This window comes from Rhizobium sp. L9 (assembly GCF_002531885.1).
Taxonomy (GTDB): Bacteria; Pseudomonadota; Alphaproteobacteria; order Rhizobiales; family Rhizobiaceae; genus Rhizobium.
In genome coordinates this window covers 119940-146120 of record NZ_NWSZ01000011.1, presented here as the reverse complement: position 1 = coordinate 146120, position 26181 = coordinate 119940, and the positions used below count along the sequence as shown (strand labels likewise).

Here is a 26181-nt window from a genome sequence, read left to right as displayed (position 1 = left end):
ATTCCATGCAATCTGCCGTCTCCGTCAAGGATCTGAAGATCGCCTATGGCGACCATACAGTGATCGAGAAGATGTCGATCGATATCGCGCCGCGCGAATTCCTGGTGCTGCTCGGCCCTTCCGGCTGCGGCAAGTCCACGCTTCTGAACGCCATCGCCGGGTTGCAGGACATTACTGCAGGCGAAATCTGGATCTCGGGCAAGAATGTCAGCTGGGAGGAGCCGAAGGACCGTGGCATCGGCATGGTCTTCCAGTCCTACGCACTCTACCCGCGCATGTCGGTCCGCAAGAACCTCTCCTTCGGGCTTCGCGTCGCAGGCCTGCCAAAGGCCGAGATCGAGGCACGCGTCGCCCGCACGGCCGCGCTTCTCCATCTCGACACATTGCTCGACCGGCGTCCTGCCGAGCTGTCCGGCGGCCAGCGCCAGCGCGTCGCCATCGGCCGGGCACTGGTGCGAGAAGTGGATGTGTTCCTGTTCGACGAGCCGCTGTCGAATCTCGACGCCAAGCTGCGCAACGAATTGCGCGTCGAGATCAAGAAGCTGCATCAAAGCCTCGGCAATACCATGATTTACGTGACCCACGATCAGGTCGAGGCCCTGACGCTCGCCGACCGCATCGCCATCATGCGCGACGGCGTGATCCAGCAGCTCGCTTCGCCGGCCGAGATCTACCGCCGTCCGGCCAATCTCTTCGTCGCCGGCTTCATCGGTGCTCCGGCGATGAATTTCGTCGAGGGCCGGATCGAGCGCGGCGGCGGAGCACCCGTCTTCAGAAGCAACGGCCTAGCCGTCGACCTCACCGACTATGCCTTCCGCACGGCTGCCGTGGAAGGACCTGTTACGTTAGGCTTTCGCCCTGAGCACCTTGTGCTCGACGGGGCGGCAAGCGGGCTTCCCACGATTGCTGGCCGTGTTTCCGTCGTCGAGCCGATGGGTTCGGATGCCGTCGTCTGGTTCGACTGGGCGGAGCACAGTCTCTCCCTTCGTTTCATGGGCGACGTCGACTTCAAGCCCGGCGATGCCATGGCTCCGGGCCTTGATATCACCAAGGCGTCACTCTTCGCTGCCGATGGATCGCGGCTTTGACGCGCCATTCCTTTGCTTTCCCGCAATTTCGGATGCGCTTTGCGCTGCATTGAGGAATTGCTCCAGGACAGGATTTGAAAAGACATGTCTGAGATCGTTTATGATGCGCTGGTGATCGGCTCCGGCGCGGCGGGTTCCTTCGCGGTCAAAGAGCTGACGGCCAAGGGCCTGTCGGTGCTGCTGCTCGAGGCTGGGCCGGCCGTCGGCCCCAGGGATTTCGACCCGGCACGCAAGAAGGCGCCGGCAAGCAGCATCAATATATGGGAGCGTGCGCGCGCCACCCTGAAGGGCCAGCCGATCCAGGCGCGGGCGGCCTTCTTTACCGAGCGCTTCAGCCACTTCTTCGTCAACGATCGCAAGAACCCCTATACGACGCCGAAGAACGAGCCCTTTCTCTGGATCCGCGGCCGCCAGGGTGGCGGGCGTCTGCACAGTTTCGGCCGCGTGCTGCTGCGCTGGACCGACGATGATTTCAAGATCCGATCGCGCAACGGAAAGGGCGTGGACTGGCCGATCTCCTATGACGAGCTTGCGCCCTTCTATGACGAAGTCGAGGCCTATCTCGAGCTCTACGGCAACAAGGACGATGTGCCGACATTGCCGGACGGCGTCTATGCGAAGCCGGCAAGCCTCACGCCCGCCGAGCAGATATTCAAGCAGGCTGTAGAAAGCCGCTGGCCGGACCGGCGCGTCATCTCCTGGCGCTATATCGCGCCGGACGCCGAACGCATGCCGCGACCGCTGCGGGACGCAAAGGCGACTGGCCGGCTGACCGTCCGTTATGACGCCGTCGTGCGTCGCATCACCACCGACGAAAAAACCGGCCGCGCCACCGGTGCGGAATTCATCGATCGCAACACGGGCAAGGTTTCGACGGCTCGCGCCGCGACAATCGTGCTTGCCGCCTCGCCGATTGAGAGCGTGCGACTGCTGCTGAATTCGGCATCGGCAAGACATCCCTCTGGGCTCGGAAACAGCTCGGGCGCGCTCGGGCGCTATTTCATGGACCAGCTTCCATGCCTCGCCTTCGGTTCCTTTCCCAAGGCGAAGGGTTGGGCCATTGACGATTCCGCTCCTGTCGATCCTTTCTACAATCCGTCGGGTGGCATCTTCATCCCGCGCTTCGGCGAGGGTGACGCCGCCCGCGGCGATTTCGACTATCAGGGCAGCATCGGCAGGGCGCCGGTTTCACAGGAGGCCGATGCGCGTCTCGCCTTCTTCGGCTTCGGCCGCATGCTGCCCTATGCCGACAATCGCATCACCCTCGATGGCAAGCGCAAGGACGCCTGGAATATTCCGGTGCCACACATTCGCTGCGTCATGCAGGAGGAGGAGCGGCGGCTGCTCCGCCGGCAGGAGGAGACGTTGATCGCCATGGTCAAAGAGGTCGGCGGCGATCTTGAATTCATCGGATCGCCCACCGGCCTCAAGGAGATGGGCAGAGGCGCCTTTCCCGACGCCGATGCCTTCAGCCGCTTCATGTTCCGCACATGGTTCCGCAAGACCATGTGCATGGGCGCAGCAATTCATGAAACCGGCGGTGCGCGCATGGGCGAAAGCCCGGAAGCTTCAGTGCTCAATCCCTACAATCAACTGTGGGATGCTCCGAACCTCATCGTCACCGACGCCAGCGCCTTTCCGGGCAGCGGCATCGCTGGCACGACGCTCACCGTCATGGCGCTGACGATCCGCGCTTGCCGCAACCTTGTCGACCATTACCGAACGGGGCTGCTCTAGGCACGCCTCCATCTCGTGTAGGCGGCGTCTAAAAAGTTCGCCGGCATGTGGAGTGGCGAAAGAGGCGAACAAGTGAACGAGCTGTGGGTTATCCAACCGTCACACTAACTTTGCAGTGACATGCTCCTGTCAACTGAGCAGGAAGGGAAAGCCCATGTCTAAAACACATCAGGACCAGCTCAGCCGGATAAAGGCCGAAATCGCCGACAGCTTCGATGAGGAGCTGGAAATGCAGCTGGAGGAAGACCGGCTGGACGATCTGGTCGTCGAAGGAATGACCGAACCGGCGGAGCAGACGCTCGATCGGAAGATCTATTTCCGCGAGCTGTTCCGGTTGCAGCACGAACTGGTTCGGCTGCAGGATTGGGTTCAGTACAAGAAGCTGAAGGTCGTCGTGCTTTTCGAAGGCCGGGATTCGGCCGGCAAGGGCGGGGCGATCAAGCGCGTGACCCAAAGGCTCAACCCGCGAGTCTGCCGCACAGTGGCACTGCCTGCGCCGACTGAACGGGAACGCCATCAATGGTATTTCCAGCGTTATGTCCCGCATCTTCCCACCGCCGGCGAGATCGTGCTCTTCGACCGCAGCTGGTACAACCGCGCCGGCGTCGAGCGCGTGATGGGCTTCTGCACCCCTGACGAACTCGAGGAGTTCTTCCGCTCGGTGCCGGAATTCGAACGGATGCTCGTGCGTTCCGGCATCGTGCTGATCAAATACTGGTTCTCGATCACCGACGAGGAACAGGAATTCCGCTTCAAGATGCGCATCCACGATCCGCTGAAGCAGTGGAAGCTTTCGCCGATGGACATGGAAAGCCGCATCCACTGGGAGGAATATACCAAGGCCAAGGAAGAAATGCTGGCGCGCACACACACCAAGGAGGCGCCCTGGTGGGTGGTGCAGGCCGTCGACAAGAAGCGGGCGCGGCTGAACTGCATCGCCCATCTTCTCGACCAGATTCCCTATGAGGATGTGCCGAAGCCTGAAATTCAGCTGCCGGATCGTATCCGTCATGCCGATTATATCAGGGCGCCGGTTTCGCCTGAAATGCTCGTACCGGAGCGCTACTGAAAGCATAGCCGCAATATCCGGCAAGATCGCTACGCCGCGGAGGAAAGCCGGCCTAGCGACCGAAACTGCCGGCGGCCGTCAGGCGGCCATATCGGTCATTGAGTCCAACTCCTCAACAGCATCATCCGGCAGCACCAATCCGGCAGCAGCGAGATTCTCCCTGAGATGGCCGAGCGACGACGTGCCGGGGATCAACAGGATATTGGCTGCGCGGCGCAACAGCCAGGCGAGCGCCACCTGCATCGGCGTGGCGCTCAGGCGTGCGCCGACACTGGAGAGTGTGGACGATTGCAGCGGCGTGAAGCCGCCGAGCGGGAAGAACGGCACATAAGCGGTGCCTTGACGGGCAAGCTCGTCGATGAGCCGGTCGTCGTTCCGATGCGCCAGATTGTACTGGTTTTGCACACAGACGATCTCGGTGATCCCGCGGCCTTCGGCGACCTGTTTCGATGTGGCGTTGCTTAAACCTATGTGACGGATCAGACCTTGCCGCTGGAGATCAGCCAGAACCGTCAGGGGTGCTTCTATCGAGCCTTCGGCCGGGCTATGCAGGTCAAATGTGATCCGGAGGTTGACGACATCAAGCACCTCGAGGCCGAGATTGCGAAGATTGTCGTGAACCGCCTGCGTCAGTTCATGGCGCGAGAAGGCCGGAATCCAGGACCCGTCCGCGCCGCGCCGCGCGCCGACCTTGGTGACGATGACGAGATCGTCGCCATAGGGATGGAGCGCTTCACGGATGATCTGATTGGTCACGTGCGGGCCGTAGAAATCGCTGGTATCGATGTGGTTCACGCCGCATGCGACCGCCTCGCGCAGCACCGCCAGAGCGGCGCCGCGATCCTTGGGCGGGCCGAACACGCCGGGCCCTGCCAGCTGCATGGCGCCATAGCCAAGTCGCCTCACCTTGCGGTCGCCGATATTGAATGTGCCGGATTGATGGATGATGGACATGGTCGCGCTCCTTTCAACAGATGAGATTAAACTTACTCCTTGGCGGTGCGTGTGATAATTGGGTACAATGCGCACGGGCCGTGCGGAGTGGCGAACAGTGAAAGTAGACCTGAGTGACCTCAACGCCTTCGTCGCAGTGGCGCGGGCGGGTGGTTTTCGCGAGGCAGCGCGTGCCAGTGGCAGCAGCGCCTCCTTCTTGAGCGAAGCGGTGCGTCGCCTGGAGGCTGATCTCGACGTCAGGCTCCTCAATCGGACGACGCGTAGCGTCGTTACGACCGAAGCGGGCAAGGGTCTGCTGGAGCGGCTCGGCCCTGCTTTGACGGAGGTGGAGGCCGCGCTCGACGTGGTCAACCGCTTTCGCGACAGGCCGGCTGGCTCGCTGCGGCTCAATGTGCCGGTCAGCGCTGCGCGGCTGGTGCTGCCTGCCATCATCCCGCCATTCCTCGCCGCCTATCCCGACATTCGCCTGGAGATCGTCGCCGAGGAGAGCTTTGTCGACGTGCTCGCTGCCGGGTGTGACGCCGGCATCCGTTATGACGAGCGGCTGGAGCAGGATATGATCGCGATTCCGATTGGTCCGCGCCACCAGCGCTTTGCCACTGCGGCATCGCCTGCTTATCTCGACCGCCAAGGACGGCCGCGACATCCGAGTGAACTCCTTGATCACGCCTGTTTGTTGGGCCGTTTTGCCAGTGGTGCGCTGACTACGCCATGGGAATATGAGCGGGACGGCGAGGTGGTGCGGGTCGAACCGACCGGCCCATTGATCGTCAGGGTCGGCGGGGCGACCGATCTTTCCGTCGACGCGGCGATAGCGGGCACAGGAATCATCTGCATTTTCGAGGATTGGCTGCGTCCGCATTTCGACAGCGGCGCACTTGAGCCCGTCCTCGAGCCGTGGTGGCAGCGCTTTTCAGGACCGTTTCTCTATTATCCCGGCCGGCGTCTGGTGCCTGCGCCGCTCAGGGCATTCATCGACTTCGTCAAGGCATCGGCCAACTGGGTTTAATGTTCGTCGGCGAGCCTCCGCGCCTAGCGTCAGAGCGTGACCTCGGCGTTGTCGCCCATATCCGGTTTGCTGTTTGTGACCGCTGCGGCCGCCATTTTGATATAGCTGATGATGGTGCCGGGGCTGTCCCAATATTCGGCCGAAGACGGGGTAACCTTGAGGATGCGGATGGAGGGATCGTCGGGATTGTCCCACCACGCCTTTGCCGGCGTTGCCCACAATTCACGGATCTTCTCGCGATCGTTCTGCACCTCGGCCGTCCCCGACACGGAAAGATATTTCTGCGCCTTGGTGTCGGCAAAGGCCAGGCAGACGTTCGGCCAGCGGGCGACCTCGTCGTCCTTGTGACTGGCGAGATCAGTCAGAAAATAGACCGCGTTTTCAAGCTGCGCGCTATAGGCGGACATCGGCCGGGCGCGCAGATTGTCGCCGTTGCGGGTCGTCAACATGCAGAACCCTATTCGGTCGATTAATTCCCATACCCGCGTCGCGTCATCCTGCTCCGCCATCGTCATCTCCATTTGTGGGAAAGACGGAGTAACCATCTGCTGGAGCCGATGTTCCCGAGGTTTTAGGTGGCCAACTCCCGGAAGGTGATCGAATAACGCAGCCGATCGACAGGCGGGATGGAATGCTCCCAGAGTGTTCTTGAGGCGCCGGCCATGATATAGGCGGAGCCGGGTTCAAGCACCAGCGATCGCCGCTGCCACTTGTCGCCGTTCCGGCGCCTCAGCCTGAAGGTGCAGGACGAAAGCAGGGAGATGCCGACGACCCGGCCGAACACTGATTTATCCTTGTGCCAGCCGATCGGCGCGCCGGGTGCGTATTCCGTCACAAGAGCATGTTCGAGCGCCTCCGGCGCGATATCCGCGAAGCGTGCGGCGATCTCCCGAATGGGGAGCAGCAGTGACGGTATTTCCCCTGCTTTTCTCATGCGCTGACTATCGAAGTCGTATTTCCAGCCGAAGGAGACCGTTCTGCGTTTGCCTTCGAACCCGTGGAAGTCGAAGGCTTTGAACGGCAGGGCCGGTATCGCTTCGAGAACTGAGCGCTGCAGATCGACGGGCACAATATCCTGGGTATATCGGAAACCCTCGGGAAAGCCGTCGTCGGCCGCGCCAAAGAGATCCTTCTGTGCAATCACGGTCACCGCTCGTTCCTCAATGCACGCTCGGGGTTTCCATGACCGTCGCGAAGTCTTCTGCGACCAGTTCGCTGACTGCTATGAGGATTTCCTCTCGCGAAAAGCCCGACGTCAGTGCCCGCTGAATCAGATCCTGCAAATCCGGCTCAACGACATCGCGGCAATCCTCGAGGCGTTCCTCCGAAACGGTGAGGCTATTCAATTCGTCCATTGTCTATCCTTTCGGGAAATGTAACTGCTGAAACGGGGCGGGAGTCTAACGGGCGGCGGTCCGTTTGCGCCCGACCAGCAGCCCTTCGCGCTGCATCTTCTTGCGTGCAGCCTTTCGCTGCCGGCTGATCGCCTGCGCTTTTTCCCGGACGCGGCGTTCGGATGGTTTCTCATAGGCGCGCCGTTCCTTCATTTCGCGAAACAGCCCTTCACGCTGCATCTTCTTCTTCAAGGCCCTGAGGGCCTGGTCGACGTTGTTGTCTCTTACGAGTACCTGCATGTCGGATTCTCCTTGCTAATGATTTGTCGATCGACTTTCGGTCGGACCGCGCGGCGATCGGCGCCTACATACGCTGCGGCTAAGCGGTGAAATGCCTTCCCCGCAGTTTGGGACGGCATGCCGCCCCGCAGTAGCCGGCCTTCGACCGCAATCGCAGTCGCTATTTTCGTCGTTCGAAAGAAATCCTCTGCCGATCGTAGCCGGCATCATCGCTTGTTATCGGGATTGCCCATACCGCTCCGGCTGGCGCACACCGCCAATCCTTCGCCCTCGTTGACGAGGCGGCACCGCTTGAGTGTCCGATGGGATCGGGGGTCGGCCTTAAAATAGGTGCGGGTGTCAGGCATTGCAATGGTGTGCAGGCACCATAAAGCAGCGCCAGAAAAGCGCCGTCATTACGTAGTCGCCGCAGAGCTTCTTTCAAGTTTACCGCGTGTAAATTGGTCGAAATTGCTTCAAATTTGAATGAAACGGAGAGCGTAATAAGCGTCTTATAAGCGGAGACACACGTTAAAGGCGAATGTTAACCTTGCGTTAAATAACCCATTGACTTGTACTATTAATAAGTTGTTAAAGGGGCGGCTCGCTGAGGTCAAATTGGCCTGCTGATAAACAATTTTAGGAGAAACTAATGGCTTCACTGATTCACGCAACTGATGATAGTGCAACATTTCAAGAAACCGATGTAATTTCCGGAAATCTGCTTTCCAACGATTCATCCGAGAACGGTCACCTGTTCCTGCGTGCATTTGACGGCGCTAGCGTTGGCGCCAAGAGCGGCATGAGCCAGATCACCGAAATCCAGGGCGAGTACGGCACGTTCTTCGTCAAGCCGGACGGCAGCTATACTTATGTTCTGAGCGACGCAGCCAAAATCGGCTTCACCAACGGCGAGCTGCTCCAGGAAAAAGTATCGTACAAGATCTCCGACGGCAGCGGCCATACCGATGTCGGCCTGTTCACGCTGAACATCCAGGGCGTCACCCAGGTGAAGCCGATTGCTGTCGACGACGTCTACAGCTTCACCGAAGGCAGCCCGATCGGTGGCAACGTCCTCGATAACGATATCGCCGGCGACAACGGCAAGATGTTCCTGCGTCAGTTCTTGAGCACGCAGGTGGACTCGAAGGCTGATTCCGTAACCGATGTTCAGGGCACCTACGGCACGTTCCACGTCAAGGCCGACGGCACCTTCACCTATGATCTGACTGCCGATCTGGATGCAGGTGTGACCTACACGGAAGTTCTCCGCTACTACAAGATCTCCGATGGCGAAGGCCATACGGACACGGCCAAGGTGACGCTCAACATCCTCGGCACGGACGCTCATCCCGACGGCGTCGGTGTTTGATCTGCAGCAATAGATCAGTGAGACAAGATGCCCGCCGCGCAATCGGCGGGCTTTTTTCTATGCGCCGTTCCTCAAAGATTGGCAGACATAACCCTTTTTAGCTAGTTCTTATAAAAGATCGGCAGGCGTAGTCTCGATGTTCGGAGGACACGCCCTTGACCGAACACATCGAACCCAAGCAAATCGAAACGGACGATCTGACGAAAGTCTGGTCCGTAACCGAGTTCTGCGCTCGTCATCGGATAGATGTCGAGGAGCAAGCGTTGTTGCTCAAACTCTTCGGACCATTCGCGACAGCCTGCGAGTTGCTCCATAATGCCAGGCGCGCGCCTCGATACCGATGAGGTCCTCGCTCGCCGACCGGCAATATTTCCCGTTTCCCTAGTTGATCTCGACTTGCCATCTCGTGGAACCGGCAGAAGCACCACCCGATCGGTGACGTTCGTTGTCGTGCTTCCGAGGGATTGGTGAATTCCCATCCGCCGTCACGGCCGCTGCGAGCTGGAGCGACCCTCCATGACCTCCAGGGTCGGACAATCTCCTGAATTGCTCCTCACTCTCTGCACAAAATCTGCAATCCGGCGCGGCATCTTCCCGTCATGAGCAAAACCGACATCCCGCCGCGTCTCACATCGCCAATCTTGCCGGATCGCCTGCGCAAGGACGGGTGGTGGCTGACTGAGGGTCCTCTGCCGAGGGAAGGTTGGAAAGTACGCTCATCGTGATCGAAAATCGGCGTCTGCGAGAGGAGCACCAATGGACACAGCCGACATCCTGACACAACCGATGCGCATCAGGCGCGGCAGCGGCAGGGTCGCCGCGCTGCTTGCGCTGGTGGCGCTTGCCGACTTTCTGATCTTTGGCCACGCCCCCGGGATCAACCTCTTTCTCTTTGCTGTTGCGGTCTGCGTCAGCATTCTGTTCTCGGCCCGCAAGCCTCCATCGCCTCCGACGGCAGCTTTTCTCGTGGGCTTTCTGGTACTGGCTTCGGCGCCCCTGCTGGAAGCGCCGTCAGTCACGGGCCTTGCCTTTTGCGTCGGTGGGCTGATGTCGGTCGCTCTCGTCAGCGCCGAACTGATGCCTCGTCGGCTAGCGGCCCTGCCCCCGGTATTTCTTCGGTTCGCTCTCGTCATTCCTTTGCGACTTGTCGAGAGCATCAAGAAATATCTTGCGACGCCGGGCAGACGCCTCTCCCTTGTCAGCGTTCGGCGGGGCATCGGTCTCTGGATCATGCCTGTCGTTCTCGCAGCGGTCTTCGTGTCTCTCTTTGCGGCTGCGAACCCGCTTATCGAGATTGCGCTGCGGAGCATCGATTTCGGCGTTCTGCTGCAGTTCCTCGATCCTTGGCGGATCGGCTTCTGGTTGATGACCGCCATTGTGGTTTGGGCGATGCTGCGGCCTCGATTGAAACGGCGTGCTGCGCGGCCGCAGGCCGGCAGGACGTTCATGATTGTGCCCGCCAGGAATGCGCCATTCGGCTACGCTTCGCTGCTGCGGTCGCTCGTCCTGTTCAATGCCGTGTTTGCCGTCCAGACACTCCTCGACCTGGTCTATCTCTGGGGTGGCGCGGATCTGCCCGATCACATGAGTCATGCTGAATATGCACATCGCGGCGCCTATCCCCTGATTGCGACAGCGCTTCTCGCTGCCGGCTTTGTCCTCGTTTCCATGCGACGAGGCGGGCCTGGCGATTATAGTGCGCTCATCCGCGGCCTTGTCCATGCCTGGATCGCTCAAAACGTCCTTCTCTGCCTGTCGTCGATGCTGCGCCTTGGACTTTACGTCGAAGCCTATTCGCTGACCGAACTGCGTGTCGCCGCCGGTCTGTGGATGGGGCTCGTCGCCATCGGTCTCATGCTCATCCTGCTGCGCATTCTGCTCAACCGATCCAACCAGTGGCTGATCGCGGCTAACCTCGCCTCTCTCGCGACGGTTCTCTACATCAGCGCCTTCATCGATTTCCCGGCATTCATCGCCCGCTTCAATGTCTACCATAGCCAGGAGATCAGCCAGGAAGGCCCGCGATGGCGGCCTTCCGCCGCGGCAACATCGATCTGATCATTCTCGACATCGGTATGCCCGGTATGGACGGTCTGGAAGTCTGCCGTCAGATCCGCACGACCTCAGGATTGCCGATCCTGTTTCTGTCGGCGCGCGACGAAGAGATTGACAGGATATTGGGGCTCGAAATCGGCGGGGACGACTATGTGGCGAAGCCTTTCAGCCCGCGTGAACTGGTGGCGCGGGTGAAGGCGATCCTGAAGCGCAGCGGCAACGAAGCGGGGTCTGACAGGCGCCACGCCACGCTCGTCGCCGGCGAGCTCAGCCTGGATCGCGCCGGCAGGACCGTTATGTTCGGCAAGAGCGCTGTTGCGATGACGGCTCTCGAATTCGCCATCCTGGACGCTTTGCTGTCACGGCCCAGTATGGTCTTCAGCCGCGAGCAACTGATGGAGGCGGCCTACGGCGCCGGCACCTATGTCGCCGATCGCACGATCGACAGCCATATCCGCAATATCAGGGCCAAATTTGCTGCCGCCGGCGGCTCCGGGGTTATCGCAACGGTTCACGGGATCGGTTTCAAGCTCGGCGGCGACATCGGGAGGAAGGCGTGATGCCGGCGCCGAAGGTCAGGGTGAAATGGCGGCCGCCGCTGGCGCTGATCGTCTACGCGGTGCTTCTCACGGTGATGGCGCTGCCTGCTTTGATTGTCATCTGGTTTCGCGCAACGGAGGCGAGCGCGAACCGGATGGAGCCGGTGGAGATCATCGCCCTCCTTGTCGTCCTCGTGCTGACGCTCGGCGTCGCCTATGTGCTGACGCGCACCATCACCGGCCCCATTGACGCCCTGATCGCCCGGACCGATGAGATCGCCCGCGGCGGCAAGGCAGCAATCCGTCCGCTTGAAAGCTATGGGACGCGGGAGATCGCCGTGTTGTCGCAGAGTTTCCTCGATCTAGCGGGAAAACTGGTCGACCGCACCGAATATGTCCGCTCCTTTGCCGCCCATGTGTCCCACGAATTGAAATCGCCGCTGACGGCCATTCGGGGCGCGGCGGAGTTGTTGCGTGATGATGATGCCGAGAGGCCGATGACGAAGGCGCAACGCCTGCACTTTCTGGACAACATCGCCGCTGACGCTGTCCGTCTCGACGCGTTGCTGCAGCGGCTGAGGGAACTTGCACAGGCGGAAATGCCGATGACCGGGGGCGGAAGCAGCATTGCAAGCGTCATGGCCCTACTGCGCCAGCGATTTCCTGCCCTAGATATCTTAGGCGCAGGCGATACGGAGGCATTGATTGCCCTTCCAGAGGAGGCTGCCATCATCGTCTTCGCCAACCTTGCCGACAACGCCCTTCAGCACGGCGCAGCGCTACTTGAATTCACAGTGTCTGCCGACGCCCGAACAGCACTCATTCTCGTCCGTGACGATGGTAGCGGTATTTCCGAGGCAAACCGCGATCGCATCTTTCAGCCGTTCTTCTCGACCCGCCGCGAAGAGGGCGGCACCGGCATGGGCCTCGGCATCGTCCATACCATGCTGAGCTCCCACGGCGGCACGATCCGCGTTCGGCAGACGACCGGCGTCGGCGCTGAATTTGAAATTGCGATACCCTTGCTTTCCCAGCGCGGCTGAGGAGATCGCGCCGTCAGCTTTTCAGATAGCTGACGACGGCGTCGGCGATCATTCCGCGATGGCGTTCGATCGTTTCGCCGTCCGAGAGATTGCGCCGGAAGATCGTGCCGAACGTATAGCGGTTCGAGACGCGAAAGAAGCAGAAGGCGCTGATCATCAGATGGATGTCGATCGGGTCGGCCTTGCGCCGGAAGACGCCCTGGTCGAAGCCGCGCTCCAATATGCCGGCGATGGTTTCGATGACGGAGACGTTGAGATCGCGGATAGCTTCCGAACGCAGCATATGCGCCGCGTGATGAATGTTCTCGATGCTGACGAGGCGGACGAAATCGGGATTGGCCTCGTCATGATCGAAGGTCGTTGAAATCAGCGTCCGCAGCGCCTCTTCCGGCTCGAGATTGGAGAGATGCAGGTCCGATTCAAGCGAGCGGATCTTGCGGTAGGACTGTTCGAGCACGGCAAGGTAGAGCCCTTCCTTGCTGCCGAAATAATAGTAGATCATACGCTTCGAGGTGCGCGTCTTCTCGGCGATCGCGTCGACGCGGGCGCCAGCGAGCCCATGGGTCGAGAACTCCTCGGTTGCGACGAGCAGGATATCCTCCTTCGTCTGCTGTGGATCGTTCTTCCGCCCGTTTTCGCCCCGTTCCGTCATGAGCCTGATTACCGCACTTTCTAATCTATTGGTTTGTCTCTCGAATTCCGGCTTTCGGCTTCACTCGAAGCAAGTGTCTTCTGGACCCGTCTCCGCCAGTCTTATTCACGTTGCAGGCATGTTTCAATAGATGCCGCTTGACATACGAACTAGTTAGTACATTTTGGAGAAGCGAACAGTGGAGGAATTGATCGCGACGCTAATATTTGGTCACGACGTGCATTCGCGGGTCTGACGACGGTCGGCCGGCAAGGGCAAGGCTACGCTTGGGAGGAGCGAATGACCCGTATCATCGAATTTTATTTCTTCGCGCTGAAGGTGACGATCGCGCTGCTGCTGGCAGGTATGGTCGTGCTGGTTTTCGGCAATGTCGTACTTCGCTACGCTTTCAACCAGGGCATCACCTCTTCGGAAGAACTGTCGCGCATTTTGTTCATATGGCTGACTTTCCTCGGCGCCGTCGTGGCAATGCGTGAGCATGCCCATCTCGGCGTCGACTCCCTCATCATCCGCCTCCCGAAACCGCTCGCGAAGCTTGCAGTGCTCCTCGGCTATGGAATGATGCTGGTCGCCACCTGGCTGATGATCAGCGGCAGCTGGGCCCAGACGCTGATCAACCTTCACGTCTCGGCCCCGGCGACCGGCATTTCGATGGGCGTTTTCTACGGCGCGGGGCTCGCCTTTGGCGTGCCGGCCTTTTTCATCCTTCTCTGGGACGCTTTTGCCATCGTGACCGACCGCATCGACGTGACGACCGCCGGGCTCGTGCGCGACAGCGAGGAACAGGCGGCACTTGAAGATCCCGCGCAGACGGCCTTCCCCGTTCTGAAGCCGAAGCACTGAGGAGCGCGTCATGACTGTCACGATCTTCCTCGGCGCCCTTCTCGGTCCGATGGCGCTCGGCGTTCCGATCGCCTTTGCCCTCATCATCACAGGTGTGGCGCTGATGATGTATCTCGGCATGTTCGATGCGCAGATCGTCGCGCAGAACGTGCTGAACGGCGCCGACAGCTTTCCGCTGATGGCCGTGCCTTTTTTCCTTCTCGCCGGCGAGGTGATGAATACCGGCGGCCTTTCACGCCGCATCGTCAATCTCGCCATGGCGCTGGTCGGCCATATCAGGGGCGGCCTCGGCTTCGTCGCCATCTTCGCGGCTTGTGTGCTGTCGAGCCTTTCCGGATCGGCCGTCGCCGATGCGGCCGCGCTTGGCGCCCTGCTCTTCCCGATGATGCTGAAATCGGGCCATGATCCTGCTCGCGCCGGCGGCCTGCTTGCTTCCGCCTCTATTATCGGCCCGATCATCCCGCCCTCGATCGGCTTCATCCTTTATGGCGTCATCGGCGGAGTCTCGATCACCAAGCTGTTCCTGGCCGGCATTTTCCCGGGCCTGATGATCGGAGCGGCCCTCTGCGTTACCTGGCTGATCGTGGCGCGCAAGGAGCAGTTCGCCCTGCCGCCGAAGCAAAGCGGCGCGGTGCGGATGAAGGCATTCGCCGAGAGCATCTGGGCGCTGATGCTGCCCGTCATCATCATCGTCGGCCTGAAGTTCGGCGTGTTCACGCCGACTGAAGCTGGCGTCGTCGCGGCGGTCTATTCGCTCTTCGTATCGATGGTCGTCTATCGGGAACTGCCGCCGTCGCGGCTGTTCGAGGTCTTCGTCGCGGCTGCGAAAATCACCTCGGTGGTGATGTTCCTGGTGGCCTGCGCCGCCGTTTCGGCCTGGCTGATCACCGTCGCCGACGTGCCCGGCGAACTCGCGTCTCTCGTCGAACCGCTGATGGACAATCCGACGCTGCTGCTGCTTGCCATCATGGTGCTTATCGTCGTCGTCGGTACCGCCATGGACATGACGCCGACGATCCTGGTCATGACGCCGGTGCTGATGCCCATCGTCAAGCAGGCGGGGATCGATCCTGTCTATTTCGGCGTGCTGTTCATCATCAATAATTCGATCGGGCTGATAACGCCGCCAGTCGGCACGGTTCTCAACGTCATCTGCGGCGTGTCGAAGCTTTCGATGGAGGATCTGATGAAGGGTGTCATCCCCTTCATGATCGCCGAACTGCTCGTTCTTTTTTTGCTCGTGCTTTTCCCCGCGCTGGTGACCGCCCCGGTTGCCTGGTTCGGGCACTGACTTCGCTTGTGGCGATGGAGTTTCAACGCGGCCGGAGGGAGATGCCGGCTCTATCCTGGGAGGAAAACATGCTGAACAGATTGACGAAACTGGCGCTGGGACTGGCTCTGCCGATTGCGCTTCTGGCAAGCGGCCCTGCCGTGGCAGAAATCCGCGAGCACAGCCTCAAATTCGCCGCCGCCAACAATAAGGGCCATCCCCAGGTCATGGGCATGGAGAAGTTCGCCAAGCTGGTGAAGGAAAAGAGCGGCGGCAAGATCGAGGTCAAGCTGTTTCCGGGCGGCGTGCTCGGCGGCGACGTCCAGACGGTGTCGGCGCTGCAGGGCGGCGTGATCGAGATGACGGTGCTCAACGCCGGAATTCTCGCCAGCAACGTCAAGCAGTTCGGCGCTGTCGACCTGCCCTTCCTCTTCAACAGCGGCGAAGAGGCCGACAAGGTGATGGACGGCGCCTTCGGCACCGAGCTGATGAAGCAACTGCCCGACACCGGCCTCGTCGGTCTCGGCTATTGGGAACTCGGCTTCCGCAATCTCACCAACAACCGCCATCCCGTCACCAAGCTCGAGGACATCAAGGGCCTGAAGATCCGCACGATCCAGTCGCCGATCCCGATCGAACTCTTCAACAGCCTCGGCGCCAATGCGGTGCCGCTGCCCTATACGGAACTCTATACAGCGCTTGAGACCGGCACCGTCGACGGTCAGGAGAACCCGGCCGCCAACATCATCAACGCCAAGTTCTTCGAAGTGCAGAAGTACATGACGGTCACCCGTCACCAGTACAATCCGCAGATCGTTCTCATCAGCAAGAAGTTCTGGGATGGCCTGAACGATGAGGAAAAGGCGGTGTTCCAGTCGGCGGCGACGGAAGCCCGCGACTATCAGCGCAAGGTGTCCAGGGAGAAGGATGCCAACGCGATCGCGGAAATCAAGAAGACCGGCATGGAAGTCGTCGAGCTCAGCCCGGAAGAAACGCAGAAGATGCGCGACGCCGTCAAGCCGCTGATCGACAAGTTCACCGCTCAGATCGGCGCGGAGACCGTCACGCAGCTCTTCAAGGAGCTCGACACGGTTCGCGGAAAGTAAGCGAATCAGGGCCCGCAGCGATCCTGCGGGCCTTTACCATCATGAGAGAAACGGAACTGACGTATGGCCGAGACACTGCTGAAACCGTTGAAGGCCGGGCTGATCGGCTCCGGTATCCAGGCTTCGCTGACGCCTGCCATGCATATGGAGGAAGGTGCGGCCCAGGGGCTGGACTACGATTATGAGCTGATTGATCTCGTCAAGCTGAATGCCTCGCCTGCCGATCTTTCGCGGCTGGTCGCGGATGCCGAAGAGCGTGGTCTGGCCGGCCTCAACATCACCCATCCCTGCAAGCAGCTCGTCATTCCCCTGCTCGACGAGCTGTCGCCGGAAGCCAGGGCGCTCGGCGCCGTCAACACCGTCGTCCTCAAGGACAGCAGGCGCTTTGGGCATAATACAGACTGGTGGGGCTTCGCCGAAAGCTTCCGGCGCGGGCTGCCGCAAGCCGATCTTTCCTCGGCCGTGCAGCTCGGCGCAGGCGGAGCGGGTGTCGCAACCGCCTATGCGATTCTGACGCTCGGCCTGAAGAGGCTGACGGTATTCGATCGCGAGCATGAGCGTGCCATCGATCTGGCGGAAACGATGTCCGCGCTCTTTCCCAGTGCGTCGATCACCGCCGGCAGCGATCTTGCTGTCGCGATGAAGGCGGCTTCCGGCTTGATCCATGCGACGCCGACCGGCATGGCCAAATATCCCGGCACGCCGCTTCCGCCCGAACTTCTGGAAAGGCGGCATTGGGTCGCCGAAATCGTGTACTTCCCCCTGGAGACCGAGCTATTGTGGCAGGCGAGGCAGCGTGGCTGCCGGACGCTCGATGGCGGCGGCATGGCGGTCTTTCAGGCGGTTGGCGCCTTTCGTCTGATCACCGGCAAGGAGCCTGACGCCGGTCGCATGCTCGCGCATTTCAGGACCATGACGACTTAACGCTACCCGCAAGGACCACTGCGATGAAGACATCGATTGCGACTGTTTCGCTGAGCGGCGACCTCCGCGACAAGCTGGAGGCGATCGCCAAGGCCGGCTTCGACGGGGTGGAGATATTCGAGAACGACTTCCTGATCTTCGACGAAAGCCCGAAGGAGGTCGGCCGGATCGTGCACGATCTCGGCATGGAGATCACGCTCTTTCAGCCGTTCCGCGATTTCGAAGGCATGCCGGAGCCGCTGCGCAGCCGCACCTTCGATCGGGCCGAGCGCAAGTTCGACCTCATGCAGGAAATGGGTACCGACCTCGTCCTCGTCTGTTCGAATGTTTCGCCGGCTTCGCTCGGTGGTCTGGACCGGGCGGCGGCCGATTTTCATGAACTCGGCGAGCGCGCCGCCAGACGCGGTCTGCGCGTCGGCTACGAAGCGCTTGCCTGGGGCCGCCACATTCATGATCACCGCGACGCCTGGGAAATCGTCCGCCGGGCCGATCATCCGAATGTCGGCTTGATCCTCGACAGCTTTCACACGCTGTCGAGGAAGATCGACGTCAACTCGATCCGGTCGATCCCGAAGGAAAAGATCTTCATCATTCAGCTTGCCGACGCGCCGTCGATCGACATGGACCTGCTCTATTGGAGCAGGCACTTCCGCAACATGCCTGGTGAAGGCGACCTGCCGGTACTTGATTTCATGAAGGCTGTGGCGGCAACCGGCTATGACGGCTATCTCTCGCTGGAGATCTTCAACGACCAATTCCGCGGCGGTTCGCCGAACGCGATTGCTGTAGACGGTCGTCGTTCGCTGATCTATCTCGGAGACCAGGTGAAGCGGCAGCAGCCGGAGAGCGCCCTGCCGGTGCCCGCCATGCCGCCACGCGCTGTCGTCGAGGGCATCGCCTTCATCGAATTCACTGCCGATGAAGACGAGGCGCCGGAACTGGAAGCGCTGTTTGCGAGCCTCGGTTTCCGCAAGGCGGCCAAACACAAGACCAAGCGGGTAACGGTCTTCCGCCAGGGTGCCATTAATCTCGTCGTCAATACCGAGCGGAAAGGTTTTGCCAGCGCCTCCTATGCCGTGCACGGCACTTCGGCCTACGCCGCCGGGCTTATGGTCGACGATGCCAAGGCGGCCTTGCAACGCGCGATGGCGCTCGGCGCCGAACGCTTCGAACAATCGCTCGATGCCGGCGAGATCGAGATGCCGGCGGTGCGTGGTGTCGGTGGCGGCGTCCTCTATTTCCTTGACCGCAAATCCGAGCTTGGCCGCATCTGGGAGATCGAATTCGATGCGATCGAGGATGATGTCGCTCCGCAGCCGGCGGGACTGCAATCGATCGATCATATGGCGCAGACGATGAAATACGAGGCGCTGCTGACCTGGCTGCTGTTCTACACCTCGCTCCTCGAGGCTGAGAAGACGCCGATGGTTGATATCGTTGATCCCTCCGGCATCGTCCGCAGCCAGGTGGTGGAAAATCGGGAAGGTTCTTTGCGCATCACCATGAACGGCGCGGAAAACCGCAACACGCTGGCCGGCCGCTTCATCGCCGAAACCTTCGGCTCCGGCATTCAACATCTCGCCTTCAGGACCGACGACATTTTTGCGACCGCCGCCGCGCTTGCCGCAAACGGTTTCGTCCCGCTGGCTATTTCGCCAAACTATTATGACGATCTCGAAGCACGCTTCGGCCTCGACGCCGAATTTGCCGATCGCCTCAAGGCGAACAACATCCTCTATGATCGCGATGACGCCGGCGAATATTTCCAGCTCTACAGCCCGACCTATGGCGAGGGCCTGTTCTTCGAGATCGTCGAGCGGCGCGGCTATCGCGGTTATGGCGCCGCGAACGCCATTTTCAGGATTGCAGCGCTGAGGAAACATCTGAGGCCGGCTGGCCTGCCGCGGGCCTGAGAGGCCTCAGGCCGAGGTTCGCAGCATCAGTTCGGCATTGAGAAGAATGCGGCCCGCCGGTGCGGCAGATCCCTCCCCCTCGCCGAGTCGGTCGAGCAGCAACTCGATCGCCAGCCGGCCGATCTCGTTATAGTTCTGCGCGACCGTGGTGATCGGCGGGCAGGCGTATCGGGACAGTGGATGGTCGTCATGTCCGGCGACACGCAGGTCATGGCTGGCGCCGTGGCCGACCTTGAGGCCCAGCTGGTAAGCGGCGGCGATGACGCCGAAGGCGACGCGGTCGTTGGCGCAGAGCACGGTTCGCGTCGGGAAGCCCTGGCCAGACGTCAGGATGCGGGTTGCCTCCTCGAAGCCGAAACGCTCGAAATCCCAGCTCTTGCTATCCGCAAGCTCGACAATGCTGGGCGCCATGCGGAATTGCTCCATCGCCTCCAGGTACGCCGTCTGGCGTGTCAGGGCGTTGGTGTTGACATGCGGCATGCCGAAATAGCAGGGCGGCTCGCCCGAGCGGCAGAGATAATCGACAATCAGGCTGAAACTCTGGCGATTGTTGGTGCCGACGAAAGAGGACGTCTCATCGAGCGGCGAGTCCACATAGATGAGGGGTACGCTGCGGCCGAGCTCGTCGAGCGTCGCATGATGCGACTCGACGCCGAGCGGCGCGATGATCGCGCCGGCGACATTCATCGATTTCAGCGTCTTGATCGCCCGGTCTTCCATCTCGGCCTTGCCGTCCGAGGACAGGACGAAGGCGAGGAAGCCGGTCTCATTGGCGATCAGTTCGATGCGGCGGGTGAGCGCCATGTAAAAGGGATCGGTGGAATTGGGAATGATGACGCCGAGAATGTTGCTGCGCCGGCGGTTGAGATTGACGGCGAATATATTCGGCCGAAATCCCGATTTTTTCAGCGCCTGCTCGATCGTCTCCCGGGTCTTTTGACGCACGGACATCGGATCGCTGAAATATTTGGAGACGGTGGGACGCGACAGGCCGACGAACTCGGAAAAGTCCTCCATGGTTTTGATTGTCTTTCCCACCATCTGATCTCCTGACACGGCACCTCTGACCGTTTCTAGATGACTCATCGCTCAACGAAAAGCGATCCCCCGACGGAACGGGATAACGGCAATAGTTCGGACCTAGTCAGCTGAAAACTGCACTTTCATCGTTGCCGGATCAGCGGATTTCTTGGTGATGAAAGTCAGCACTTCGCCGAGCGGCAGACGATGGGAAACCAGTGCAGCCATCGCGCCTTTGTCCCTTCGGAGGATGTCGAGGGCCTCAGGGATGTTGCGGTTTAGCGAATGGGAGCCGGCGAAATGGATCTGGCGTCGAAAAAGCTCGAAGGGCGAAATGGAAATGCGCTGGTCCGGTGCGCAGACCCCGAAGACAAGAACCGTACCGCCATCGGTGACGAAGTCGATCATGCCTTCGACGACCCGAGCGATGCCGGTCGCATCGGCGACGAAATCGAAGGCCCGGCGGAGGCCTGAAAGTGCCGCGGATCCTGAGACGGCCGTCTCCAGCCCCAGCTTTTCCGCAAGGGCAAGCCGCCCCTCATTGATATCGGCGACCGTTACCGATGGAACGCCCTTGGCTTTCAGGGACAGCGCCAGCAGCAGCCCGATCGGCCCGGCGCCGAAGACCAATGCGTTTTCCGATCCCGCGGGACCGGCTTGGAGGCCGGCGCTGCCAAGGCCGTTTAAGACGCAGGCGAGCGGTTCGGCGAGCGCGGCGAGGTAGAAGTCGAGGTCGCCGATCTCATACAGATGGTCGGTCCTGACCAAGCTGTATTCGGCAAAACCGCCATTCTCCGTAACGCCATAGGCTTTCAGGTCGCGGCAGAGATTGGTCAGTCCCTTGCGGCAGGCCCGGCACTCTCCGCAGGGAAGATTGGGATCGACGACGACACGCGCCCCAACGACAAGACCGGAGACATCGCCCGCGACCGCCTCGACCACGCCGGCATATTCATGGCAGGGAACCAGAGGGAAGCGACCCTCGCCGTAACGGCCATGGAGGACGTCGATATCGGTATGGCAGAGGCCGGCCGCGCGCACGCGCACCAGCGCATGGCCGGGCCTCAGTTCCGGCAGCGGCAGCGCCGTGGTGACCGCGACGCCCTTTTCGATATAACAAATGGATTCCATCTCGCTGGCTCCTGGATTGCCTAGCTGCGGGAGAGCGATCAACTCATCCAGTTGCCGCCGTCGACATTGTATGTTTGGGCGAGAATATAATCGCTATCGGCGGAGGCGAGGAAGACGGCCAGACCCTTGATGTCGTCGGGTGTGGCGAAACGGCCGATCGGAACGGATTTGGCAACCGCGGCCTTCTTCTCGCCCGGCTTCAAGCCCTCCCACTTGGCGAAATGGGCATCGACGACATCCCAATGTTCACCGTCGACAACGCCCGGTGCGATCGCATTGACGTTGATGCCGTGTTTCACGAGGGCAAGTGCGGCCGACTGCGTTGCCGAGATGATGGCGGCCTTGGAAGCGCAATAGAGAAGCACCAAGGCTTCGCCGCGACGGCCGGCCTGGCTTGCCATGTTGATGATCTTGCCGCCCCTGCCCCGCTTGATCATGACGTTCGAGACTGCCTTCATCATGAACAGCGGTCCCTTCAGATTGATGGAGAAGACCCGGTCATAACTTTCCTCGGTGATCTCGTTGACCGGTGCCATATCGAAGATGGCGGCATTGTTGATCAGAATGTCGATGCCGCCGAACTCGGCATCGATCGTATTGACGAGGGCATCGATCGCAGCAAGATCTGTAACGTCAAGCTGCATTGCCCTGGCTGCGGGGCCGATCGCAACGGCGGATCTCGTCGCCCGTTCGATGTCAATATCGGCGATGACGACTTTGGCTCCCTCCTTGACGAAGGCTTCGGCGAAGCCCAATCCGATGCCGCGTGCCCCGCCGGTAATCAAGGCGATCTTGTCTTTCAGTCTCATGTCTGTCTCCATTCAGCCGGCGTAGAGCCGGAAGATCCACGCGGCGGCCGTCCTGTCTGTTATCGGCTCCGGCAGCCAGAAGGTTCCGGCAGCAGCGCTGCCGGAAACTCTCCGGGAGGAACTCGCGGCAGCGCCTGCGAGCACGAACTCACTTCGGGTAGCCTGCCTTTTTCATGTCGCGCTCGACCTGCTTCTGGGCGTTGTCGAGAGCGGCATCGACGGATTGCTGGCCGGACAATGCCGCACCGATCTGTTGACCGACGATGGTGCCGATGCCCTGGAATTCCGGAATGGCGACGAATTGCACGCCGGTATAAGGAACAGGATCCTTGGTCGGCTTTGCCGGGTCGGCCGAAAGGATTGCCTTCAACACGGTATCGGCAAAGGGGGCCGCCTTCTGATATTCGGCCAGGGCGTAAGTGGATTTGCGTGTACCGGGCGGCACGGCGACCCAGCCTTCCTTCTCACCCACCATCTTTACGTAGTCCTTGGAGGTCGCCCATTTCAGGAAGGATTTAGCCGCATCAAGTTTGGTCGAGGTGGCTGGAATCGCCAGGTTCCAGGACCATGACCAGCTCGAGCCGTTGGCGGTGATGGCGACAGGAGCGCGGGTGAAGGCGATCTTGTCGGCGACCTTGCTCTGCTTCGGGTCATAAACGCGGCCGGCAGCCGAGGTCGCATCGATCCACATTGCGCAATGGCCGGTCGAAAACAGCGCCTGGTTTTCGTTAAAACCATTACCGATCGCGCCAGGAGGACCGTATTTGGTCATCAACTCGACATAGTCTGTAATTGCCTTCTTCCAGGGCTCGGAATTGATCTGCGGTTTCCAATCCATGTCGAACCAGCGCCCGCCATAGGAGTTGATCATTGTGCCGAGGAACGCCATGTTCTCGCCCCAGCCAGGCTTGCCGCGCAGGCAGATGCCGTATTGTTCCTTGGACTTGTCGGTCAGCTTGGCCGCATATTCCTTGATCTGATCGTAGGTTGGCTCATCCGGCATCTTGATGCCCGCGGCGTCAAAGAGATCCTTGCGATAGAGCGTGAACGAACTTTCCGTATAGAAGGGCACGGCATAGAGCTTGCCGTCGACGGTCAGGCCTGTCTTGATCGGAGCGAGCAGGTCGTCATAGTCGTAGTCGTCGCCGAGGTCGCCAACGGGTGCGAGCCAGCCCTGCTTGCCCCAGATCGGCGCTTCGTAACCGCCGATCGTGATGATGTCGTACTGGCCGCTCTTCGTCGCAATATCGGTGGTGACCTTCTGGCGCAGGACATTTTCCTCCAGAACCACCCAGTTGACCTTATTGCCGGTCTGCTTTTCCCACTCAGGCGACAATTTCTGCATGATGATCATATCGCCATTATTCACGGTGGCGATCGTCAGTTCCTCGGCGTCCGCCATCCCGGCGGCCAGCACGAGGCACGCGACGGATGCAGAAAGGATGCAAATGATCTTGCTCATGATTTCCTCCTCCACGGATGTCACACATAATATTACATGCGTAAACTTTGTATCCGCTTCTCCAGATCTGTTGTCAAGCGCGTTCCGCTCGCTTGATCTTCTGCTGGATAGAAGCAACAGACGTGCAAGTTCAGCGGCGTTGCGTCATTTCGCAATGCACTGGAAACACAAAATAAGTTTCTGCGGTGCAACACAAATGTTACAGTACGTAAATTAGTTCTTGACGAACTGTGGAACGGCGCGATACGGCCGGATGGCGCGGAAGCGCAGGCATTGATCGGCCCGCATGAAGGAGATTGCAGATGCCGTCACGTCCCAAGGCACTTGCGCCAGAGGCGCTCGGACCGACGATCACAATTGGCGAAATTCTGGTGGAGATCATGGCGGCCACGGTCGGAGCCGGCTTCCTCGAGCCGCAATCGCTAACCGGGCCCTATCCGAGTGGCGCGCCGGCCATTTTCATCGATCAGGTCGCGCGCATGGGCGGTGCCGGCGGCATCATCGCCAGCGTCGGCAAGGACGATTTCGGTCTGCTGAACATCGAACGCCTGCGACGGGACGGCGTCGACGTCTCTGCCGTCGCCGTTAGAGAGGACTGGCCGACCGGCAGCGCATTCGTCCGCTATCGATCCGACGGGGCCCGCGATTTCGTCTTCAATATCGCCAGGTCCGCTGCCGGTCAGATCGGTCTGACGCCTGCGGCCGAGGCGCTCGTCGATCGCGCCGGCCATGTGCACGTCATGGGAACGGCTCTTTCCATTCCCGGCGCCCGCGAGGTGATCCTCTACGCTATCGAGACGGTGCGCGCCCGCGGCGGGTCAGTTTCCCTGGATCCCAATCTCCGTAAGGAGCTGCTGACGGATCATGGCGTCCTGGAAAGTTTCGACAAGGTGCTGGCCGCGGCCGATCTGTTGCTGCCATCAGGCGACGAGCTTTTCACCGCCGCTGGAGTGAGCGACGAGGCCGCGGCCGTCGCAAGGTTACTGGAAAGCGGTATCGGTGAAATCGTCCTGAAGCGAGGCGAACAGGGCGCGTCCTTCTTCGGCCGCGATCTCGCGCGCGTTGATTGCGCCGCTTTTGCGGTCGACGAGATCGATCCGACCGGCGCCGGGGATTGCTTCGGCGCTGCCTACCTCACCCGTCGCCGTAAGGGCATGACCCCGGAGGCAGCCCTCCTCCATGCCAATGCAGCCGGCGCCCGCAATGTGACCCGGCTCGGCCCGATGGAAGGCGTTTCCACCCTTGCCGAACTGACGGCCTTCATCGCGGAGACCCCGAGGAGATAGACGATGGACCGGATTTTGACCCGTCTTGGAACTGCGCGGCGCGAAGGCACCCCCTTCGGCATTACCTCCGTCTGCTCCGCCCATCCCCTCGTCCTCAGGGCCGCCATCCGGCGGGCGGTGCGCGACGGCGGGCCGGTGCTGATCGAGGCGACCTGCAATCAAGTCAACCATCTCGGCGGCTATACTGGGATGACACCGGAAGACTTCATCCGCTCTGCCGAGCGCGTTGCTACCGAGGAAGGGCTCGACCGTTCACAGATGATCTTCGGGGGCGATCATCTCGGTCCCAATCCATGGCGTAAGGAAAGGCCGGAAGTAGCGTTCGAGAAGGCTGAGGCCATGGTTGAGGCTTATGTCAAAGCGGGGTTCGGCAAGATCCATCTTGACACTTCGATGGGCTGCGCCGGCGAGCCCACCGCACTCGACGACCGGACGATCGCCGAGCGCGCCGCAAAACTGGCGCAGGTCAGCGAAAGGACCGTGAAGGCGGTCGGCGGGCCGCTGCCGCTCTATATTCTCGGCACGGAGGTTCCGGTGCCGGGCGGCGCCGATCATGCTCTCGAAGAACTCCGGCCCACCGCGCCGGAGGCCGCCCGCTCGACGATCGCCATTCATCGCGAGATCTTTTCGCGGGCAGGATTGGAAGACGCCTTTTCTCGCGTCATCGCCTTCGTCGTCCAGCCGGGCGTCGAATTTGGCAGTGAAAACGTCATCGGCTACAGGCCAGAGCTTGCGACTGAATTGACCGCACTTCTCGACGAGGAACCGCAATTCGTCTTCGAGGCTCATTCTACGGATTATCAGACGCGCGATGCGCTGACGCGGCTGGTCCAAGACGGCTTCCCGATCCTGAAGGTCGGCCCCGGCCTGACCTTTGCGTTGCGTGAGGCCGCCTATGCGCTCGATATGATCGCCTCGGAGATGGTTGCCGGTTACGGCAACAGGCCGCTTGCGGCCGCGATGGAGGCGCTGATGCTGGCAGCACCCGGCGACTGGCAGGCCCATTATCATGGCGAAGAGACGGCGTTGCGTCTGCAGCGGCACTATAGCTACAGCGATCGTATCCGCTATTACTGGAACAGGCCCGAGGCCGACAAGGCGTTCGAGAGACTGCTCGGCGCACTGCGCGGAAAGACGATCCCGGAGACGCTGCTGCACCAGTATCTGCCGCAGTTTTCGGCGGCCGAAGCCGGCGATCCAGAGACTATATTGATTACCGCGGTCGACCGTGTGCTGGCTGATTACCAGAGGGCCTGCGGCACGGCGCCCTGAACTTTTCCGAGCAA

At 60.8% G+C, this 26181-nt stretch carries 25 protein-coding genes and 1 pseudogene; 16 read left to right on the top strand and 10 right to left on the bottom strand.

Annotated elements, in window-relative coordinates; all coding sequences use genetic code 11:
* The first annotated feature begins 5 nt into the window (after positions 1-5).
* The 3 genes from CO660_RS13270 (at position 6) to ppk2 (ending at position 3894) form a co-directional block, all read left to right on the top strand.
* Positions 6-1088, top strand: a complete 1083-nt coding sequence (locus CO660_RS13270; RefSeq protein ID WP_097599087.1) for an ATP-binding cassette domain-containing protein — start codon at positions 6-8, stop codon at positions 1086-1088.
* An 84-nt stretch (positions 1089-1172) separates the two neighbouring features.
* Complete coding sequence (locus CO660_RS13265) at positions 1173-2825, top strand: GMC family oxidoreductase (protein WP_097599086.1); 1653 nt, start codon at positions 1173-1175, stop codon at positions 2823-2825.
* 154 nt (positions 2826-2979) lie between these two features.
* A complete protein-coding gene (ppk2, locus tag CO660_RS13260; RefSeq protein ID WP_097599085.1) occupies positions 2980-3894 on the top strand; it encodes a polyphosphate kinase 2 in 915 nt (304 codons plus the stop codon).
* A 78-nt stretch (positions 3895-3972) separates the two neighbouring features.
* Here the strand turns inward: ppk2 and CO660_RS13255 are convergent, their stop codons facing one another.
* Positions 3973-4848: an aldo/keto reductase family oxidoreductase gene (locus CO660_RS13255; RefSeq protein WP_097599084.1), complete on the bottom strand. Its 876-nt coding sequence runs from the start codon at positions 4846-4848 to the stop codon at positions 3973-3975.
* A gap of 97 nt (positions 4849-4945) precedes the next feature.
* Here CO660_RS13255 and CO660_RS13250 point away from each other — a divergent pair, with 97 nt between their 5' ends.
* Entirely contained in the window at positions 4946-5857 is a 912-nt protein-coding gene (locus CO660_RS13250) for a LysR family transcriptional regulator (RefSeq protein ID WP_097599083.1), read from the top strand.
* A gap of 29 nt (positions 5858-5886) precedes the next feature.
* On the opposite strand, the gene CO660_RS13245 is transcribed toward CO660_RS13250, so the two are convergent.
* From CO660_RS13245 to rpsU, 4 genes are all read right to left on the bottom strand, one after another.
* Entirely contained in the window at positions 5887-6366 is a 480-nt protein-coding gene (locus tag CO660_RS13245; protein ID WP_041678968.1) for a pyridoxamine 5'-phosphate oxidase family protein, read from the bottom strand.
* A 62-nt stretch (positions 6367-6428) separates the two neighbouring features.
* Complete coding sequence (locus CO660_RS13240) at positions 6429-7007, bottom strand: alpha-ketoglutarate-dependent dioxygenase AlkB (RefSeq protein ID WP_097599082.1); 579 nt, start codon at positions 7005-7007, stop codon at positions 6429-6431.
* A 10-nt stretch (positions 7008-7017) separates the two neighbouring features.
* Positions 7018-7212: a hypothetical protein gene (locus CO660_RS13235; RefSeq protein WP_097599081.1), complete on the bottom strand. Its 195-nt coding sequence runs from the start codon at positions 7210-7212 to the stop codon at positions 7018-7020.
* 45 nt (positions 7213-7257) lie between these two features.
* A complete protein-coding gene (rpsU, locus tag CO660_RS13230; RefSeq protein ID WP_011427834.1) occupies positions 7258-7491 on the bottom strand; it encodes a 30S ribosomal protein S21 in 234 nt (77 codons plus the stop codon).
* A 631-nt stretch (positions 7492-8122) separates the two neighbouring features.
* Here rpsU and CO660_RS13225 point away from each other — a divergent pair.
* The 5 genes and pseudogenes from CO660_RS13225 (at position 8123) to CO660_RS13205 (ending at position 12479) form a co-directional block, all read left to right on the top strand.
* On the top strand, positions 8123-8842 hold the full coding sequence (locus tag CO660_RS13225) for an Ig-like domain-containing protein (RefSeq protein WP_097599080.1): 720 nt from the start codon (positions 8123-8125) through the stop codon (positions 8840-8842).
* A 155-nt stretch (positions 8843-8997) separates the two neighbouring features.
* On the top strand, positions 8998-9186 hold the full coding sequence (locus tag CO660_RS13220; RefSeq protein WP_020922905.1) for a hypothetical protein: 189 nt from the start codon (positions 8998-9000) through the stop codon (positions 9184-9186).
* Positions 9187-9598: 412 nt separating this feature from the next.
* Positions 9599-10900, top strand: coding sequence for a DUF4173 domain-containing protein (locus tag CO660_RS13215; RefSeq protein WP_245421324.1), 1302 nt, complete (start codon positions 9599-9601; stop codon positions 10898-10900).
* A pseudogene (locus CO660_RS13210) lies at positions 10864-11457 on the top strand (response regulator); the annotation flags it as partial. The gene CO660_RS13215 and the pseudogene CO660_RS13210, both read left to right, overlap by 37 nt.
* Complete coding sequence (locus CO660_RS13205) at positions 11457-12479, top strand: HAMP domain-containing sensor histidine kinase (RefSeq protein ID WP_097599078.1); 1023 nt, start codon at positions 11457-11459, stop codon at positions 12477-12479. The pseudogene CO660_RS13210 and the gene CO660_RS13205, both read left to right, overlap by 1 nt.
* Before the next feature lie 13 nt (positions 12480-12492).
* Here CO660_RS13205 and CO660_RS13200 read toward each other — a convergent pair whose 3' ends face one another.
* The gene (locus CO660_RS13200) at positions 12493-13131 is read right to left on the bottom strand and encodes a TetR/AcrR family transcriptional regulator (protein ID WP_097599077.1); all 639 of its coding nucleotides are present in this window, start codon (positions 13129-13131) and stop codon (positions 12493-12495) included.
* 279 nt (positions 13132-13410) lie between these two features.
* On the opposite strand from CO660_RS13200, the gene CO660_RS13195 reads away from it, so the two are divergent.
* The 5 genes from CO660_RS13195 to CO660_RS13175 all read left to right on the top strand — a co-directional run bounded on the left by CO660_RS13195 (position 13411) and on the right by CO660_RS13175 (position 19187).
* Complete coding sequence (locus tag CO660_RS13195; RefSeq protein ID WP_097599076.1) at positions 13411-13974, top strand: TRAP transporter small permease; 564 nt, start codon at positions 13411-13413, stop codon at positions 13972-13974.
* Between the two features lie 10 nt (positions 13975-13984).
* Complete coding sequence (locus CO660_RS13190) at positions 13985-15265, top strand: TRAP transporter large permease subunit (protein WP_097599075.1); 1281 nt, start codon at positions 13985-13987, stop codon at positions 15263-15265.
* 68 nt (positions 15266-15333) lie between these two features.
* Complete coding sequence (locus CO660_RS13185; RefSeq protein WP_097599074.1) at positions 15334-16350, top strand: TRAP transporter substrate-binding protein; 1017 nt, start codon at positions 15334-15336, stop codon at positions 16348-16350.
* A 63-nt stretch (positions 16351-16413) separates the two neighbouring features.
* Complete coding sequence (locus CO660_RS13180; RefSeq protein WP_097599073.1) at positions 16414-17274, top strand: shikimate dehydrogenase; 861 nt, start codon at positions 16414-16416, stop codon at positions 17272-17274.
* 23 nt (positions 17275-17297) lie between these two features.
* Positions 17298-19187, top strand: coding sequence for a sugar phosphate isomerase/epimerase and 4-hydroxyphenylpyruvate domain-containing protein (locus CO660_RS13175; protein ID WP_097599072.1), 1890 nt, complete (start codon positions 17298-17300; stop codon positions 19185-19187).
* Between the two features lie 6 nt (positions 19188-19193).
* Here the strand turns inward: CO660_RS13175 and CO660_RS13170 are convergent, their stop codons facing one another.
* From CO660_RS13170 to CO660_RS13155, 4 genes are all read right to left on the bottom strand, one after another.
* Complete coding sequence (locus CO660_RS13170) at positions 19194-20204, bottom strand: LacI family DNA-binding transcriptional regulator (RefSeq protein ID WP_097599173.1); 1011 nt, start codon at positions 20202-20204, stop codon at positions 19194-19196.
* 123 nt (positions 20205-20327) lie between these two features.
* Complete coding sequence (locus CO660_RS13165; protein WP_097599071.1) at positions 20328-21338, bottom strand: zinc-dependent alcohol dehydrogenase family protein; 1011 nt, start codon at positions 21336-21338, stop codon at positions 20328-20330.
* A 38-nt stretch (positions 21339-21376) separates the two neighbouring features.
* On the bottom strand, positions 21377-22147 hold the full coding sequence (locus CO660_RS13160) for an L-iditol 2-dehydrogenase (protein WP_097599070.1): 771 nt from the start codon (positions 22145-22147) through the stop codon (positions 21377-21379).
* Positions 22148-22295: 148 nt separating this feature from the next.
* Positions 22296-23609: a sugar ABC transporter substrate-binding protein gene (locus CO660_RS13155; protein WP_176536286.1), complete on the bottom strand. Its 1314-nt coding sequence runs from the start codon at positions 23607-23609 to the stop codon at positions 22296-22298.
* A gap of 302 nt (positions 23610-23911) precedes the next feature.
* Here CO660_RS13155 and CO660_RS13150 point away from each other — a divergent pair, with 302 nt between their 5' ends.
* Together CO660_RS13150 and CO660_RS13145 are read left to right on the top strand one after the other, a co-directional pair.
* Positions 23912-24895: a sugar kinase gene (locus tag CO660_RS13150; RefSeq protein ID WP_097599069.1), complete on the top strand. Its 984-nt coding sequence runs from the start codon at positions 23912-23914 to the stop codon at positions 24893-24895.
* A gap of 3 nt (positions 24896-24898) precedes the next feature.
* The gene (locus tag CO660_RS13145; protein WP_097599068.1) at positions 24899-26167 is read left to right on the top strand and encodes a D-tagatose-bisphosphate aldolase, class II, non-catalytic subunit; all 1269 of its coding nucleotides are present in this window, start codon (positions 24899-24901) and stop codon (positions 26165-26167) included.
* Positions 26168-26181: the final 14 nt, after the last annotated feature.

Coding starts and splice junctions, on each gene's coding strand:
- CO660_RS13270 (WP_097599087.1), top strand. CDS start 6: ATGCAATCTGCCGTCTCCGTCAAGGATCTGAAGATCGCCTATGGCGAC.
- CO660_RS13265 (WP_097599086.1), top strand. CDS start 1,173: ATGTCTGAGATCGTTTATGATGCGCTGGTGATCGGCTCCGGCGCGGCG.
- ppk2 (WP_097599085.1), top strand. CDS start 2,980: ATGTCTAAAACACATCAGGACCAGCTCAGCCGGATAAAGGCCGAAATC.
- CO660_RS13255 (WP_097599084.1), bottom strand. CDS start 4,848: ATGTCCATCATCCATCAATCCGGCACATTCAATATCGGCGACCGCAAG.
- CO660_RS13245 (WP_041678968.1), bottom strand. CDS start 6,366: ATGGCGGAGCAGGATGACGCGACGCGGGTATGGGAATTAATCGACCGA.
- CO660_RS13235 (WP_097599081.1), bottom strand. CDS start 7,212: ATGGACGAATTGAATAGCCTCACCGTTTCGGAGGAACGCCTCGAGGAT.
- rpsU (WP_011427834.1), bottom strand. CDS start 7,491: ATGCAGGTACTCGTAAGAGACAACAACGTCGACCAGGCCCTCAGGGCC.
- CO660_RS13225 (WP_097599080.1), top strand. CDS start 8,123: ATGGCTTCACTGATTCACGCAACTGATGATAGTGCAACATTTCAAGAA.
- CO660_RS13215 (WP_245421324.1), top strand. CDS start 9,599: ATGGACACAGCCGACATCCTGACACAACCGATGCGCATCAGGCGCGGC.
- CO660_RS13205 (WP_097599078.1), top strand. CDS start 11,457: ATGCCGGCGCCGAAGGTCAGGGTGAAATGGCGGCCGCCGCTGGCGCTG.
- CO660_RS13200 (WP_097599077.1), bottom strand. CDS start 13,131: ATGACGGAACGGGGCGAAAACGGGCGGAAGAACGATCCACAGCAGACG.
- CO660_RS13195 (WP_097599076.1), top strand. CDS start 13,411: ATGACCCGTATCATCGAATTTTATTTCTTCGCGCTGAAGGTGACGATC.
- CO660_RS13190 (WP_097599075.1), top strand. CDS start 13,985: ATGACTGTCACGATCTTCCTCGGCGCCCTTCTCGGTCCGATGGCGCTC.
- CO660_RS13185 (WP_097599074.1), top strand. CDS start 15,334: ATGCTGAACAGATTGACGAAACTGGCGCTGGGACTGGCTCTGCCGATT.
- CO660_RS13180 (WP_097599073.1), top strand. CDS start 16,414: ATGGCCGAGACACTGCTGAAACCGTTGAAGGCCGGGCTGATCGGCTCC.
- CO660_RS13175 (WP_097599072.1), top strand. CDS start 17,298: ATGAAGACATCGATTGCGACTGTTTCGCTGAGCGGCGACCTCCGCGAC.
- CO660_RS13170 (WP_097599173.1), bottom strand. CDS start 20,204: ATGGAGGACTTTTCCGAGTTCGTCGGCCTGTCGCGTCCCACCGTCTCC.
- CO660_RS13165 (WP_097599071.1), bottom strand. CDS start 21,338: ATGGAATCCATTTGTTATATCGAAAAGGGCGTCGCGGTCACCACGGCG.
- CO660_RS13160 (WP_097599070.1), bottom strand. CDS start 22,147: ATGAGACTGAAAGACAAGATCGCCTTGATTACCGGCGGGGCACGCGGC.
- CO660_RS13155 (WP_176536286.1), bottom strand. CDS start 23,609: ATGAGCAAGATCATTTGCATCCTTTCTGCATCCGTCGCGTGCCTCGTG.
- CO660_RS13150 (WP_097599069.1), top strand. CDS start 23,912: ATGCCGTCACGTCCCAAGGCACTTGCGCCAGAGGCGCTCGGACCGACG.
- CO660_RS13145 (WP_097599068.1), top strand. CDS start 24,899: ATGGACCGGATTTTGACCCGTCTTGGAACTGCGCGGCGCGAAGGCACC.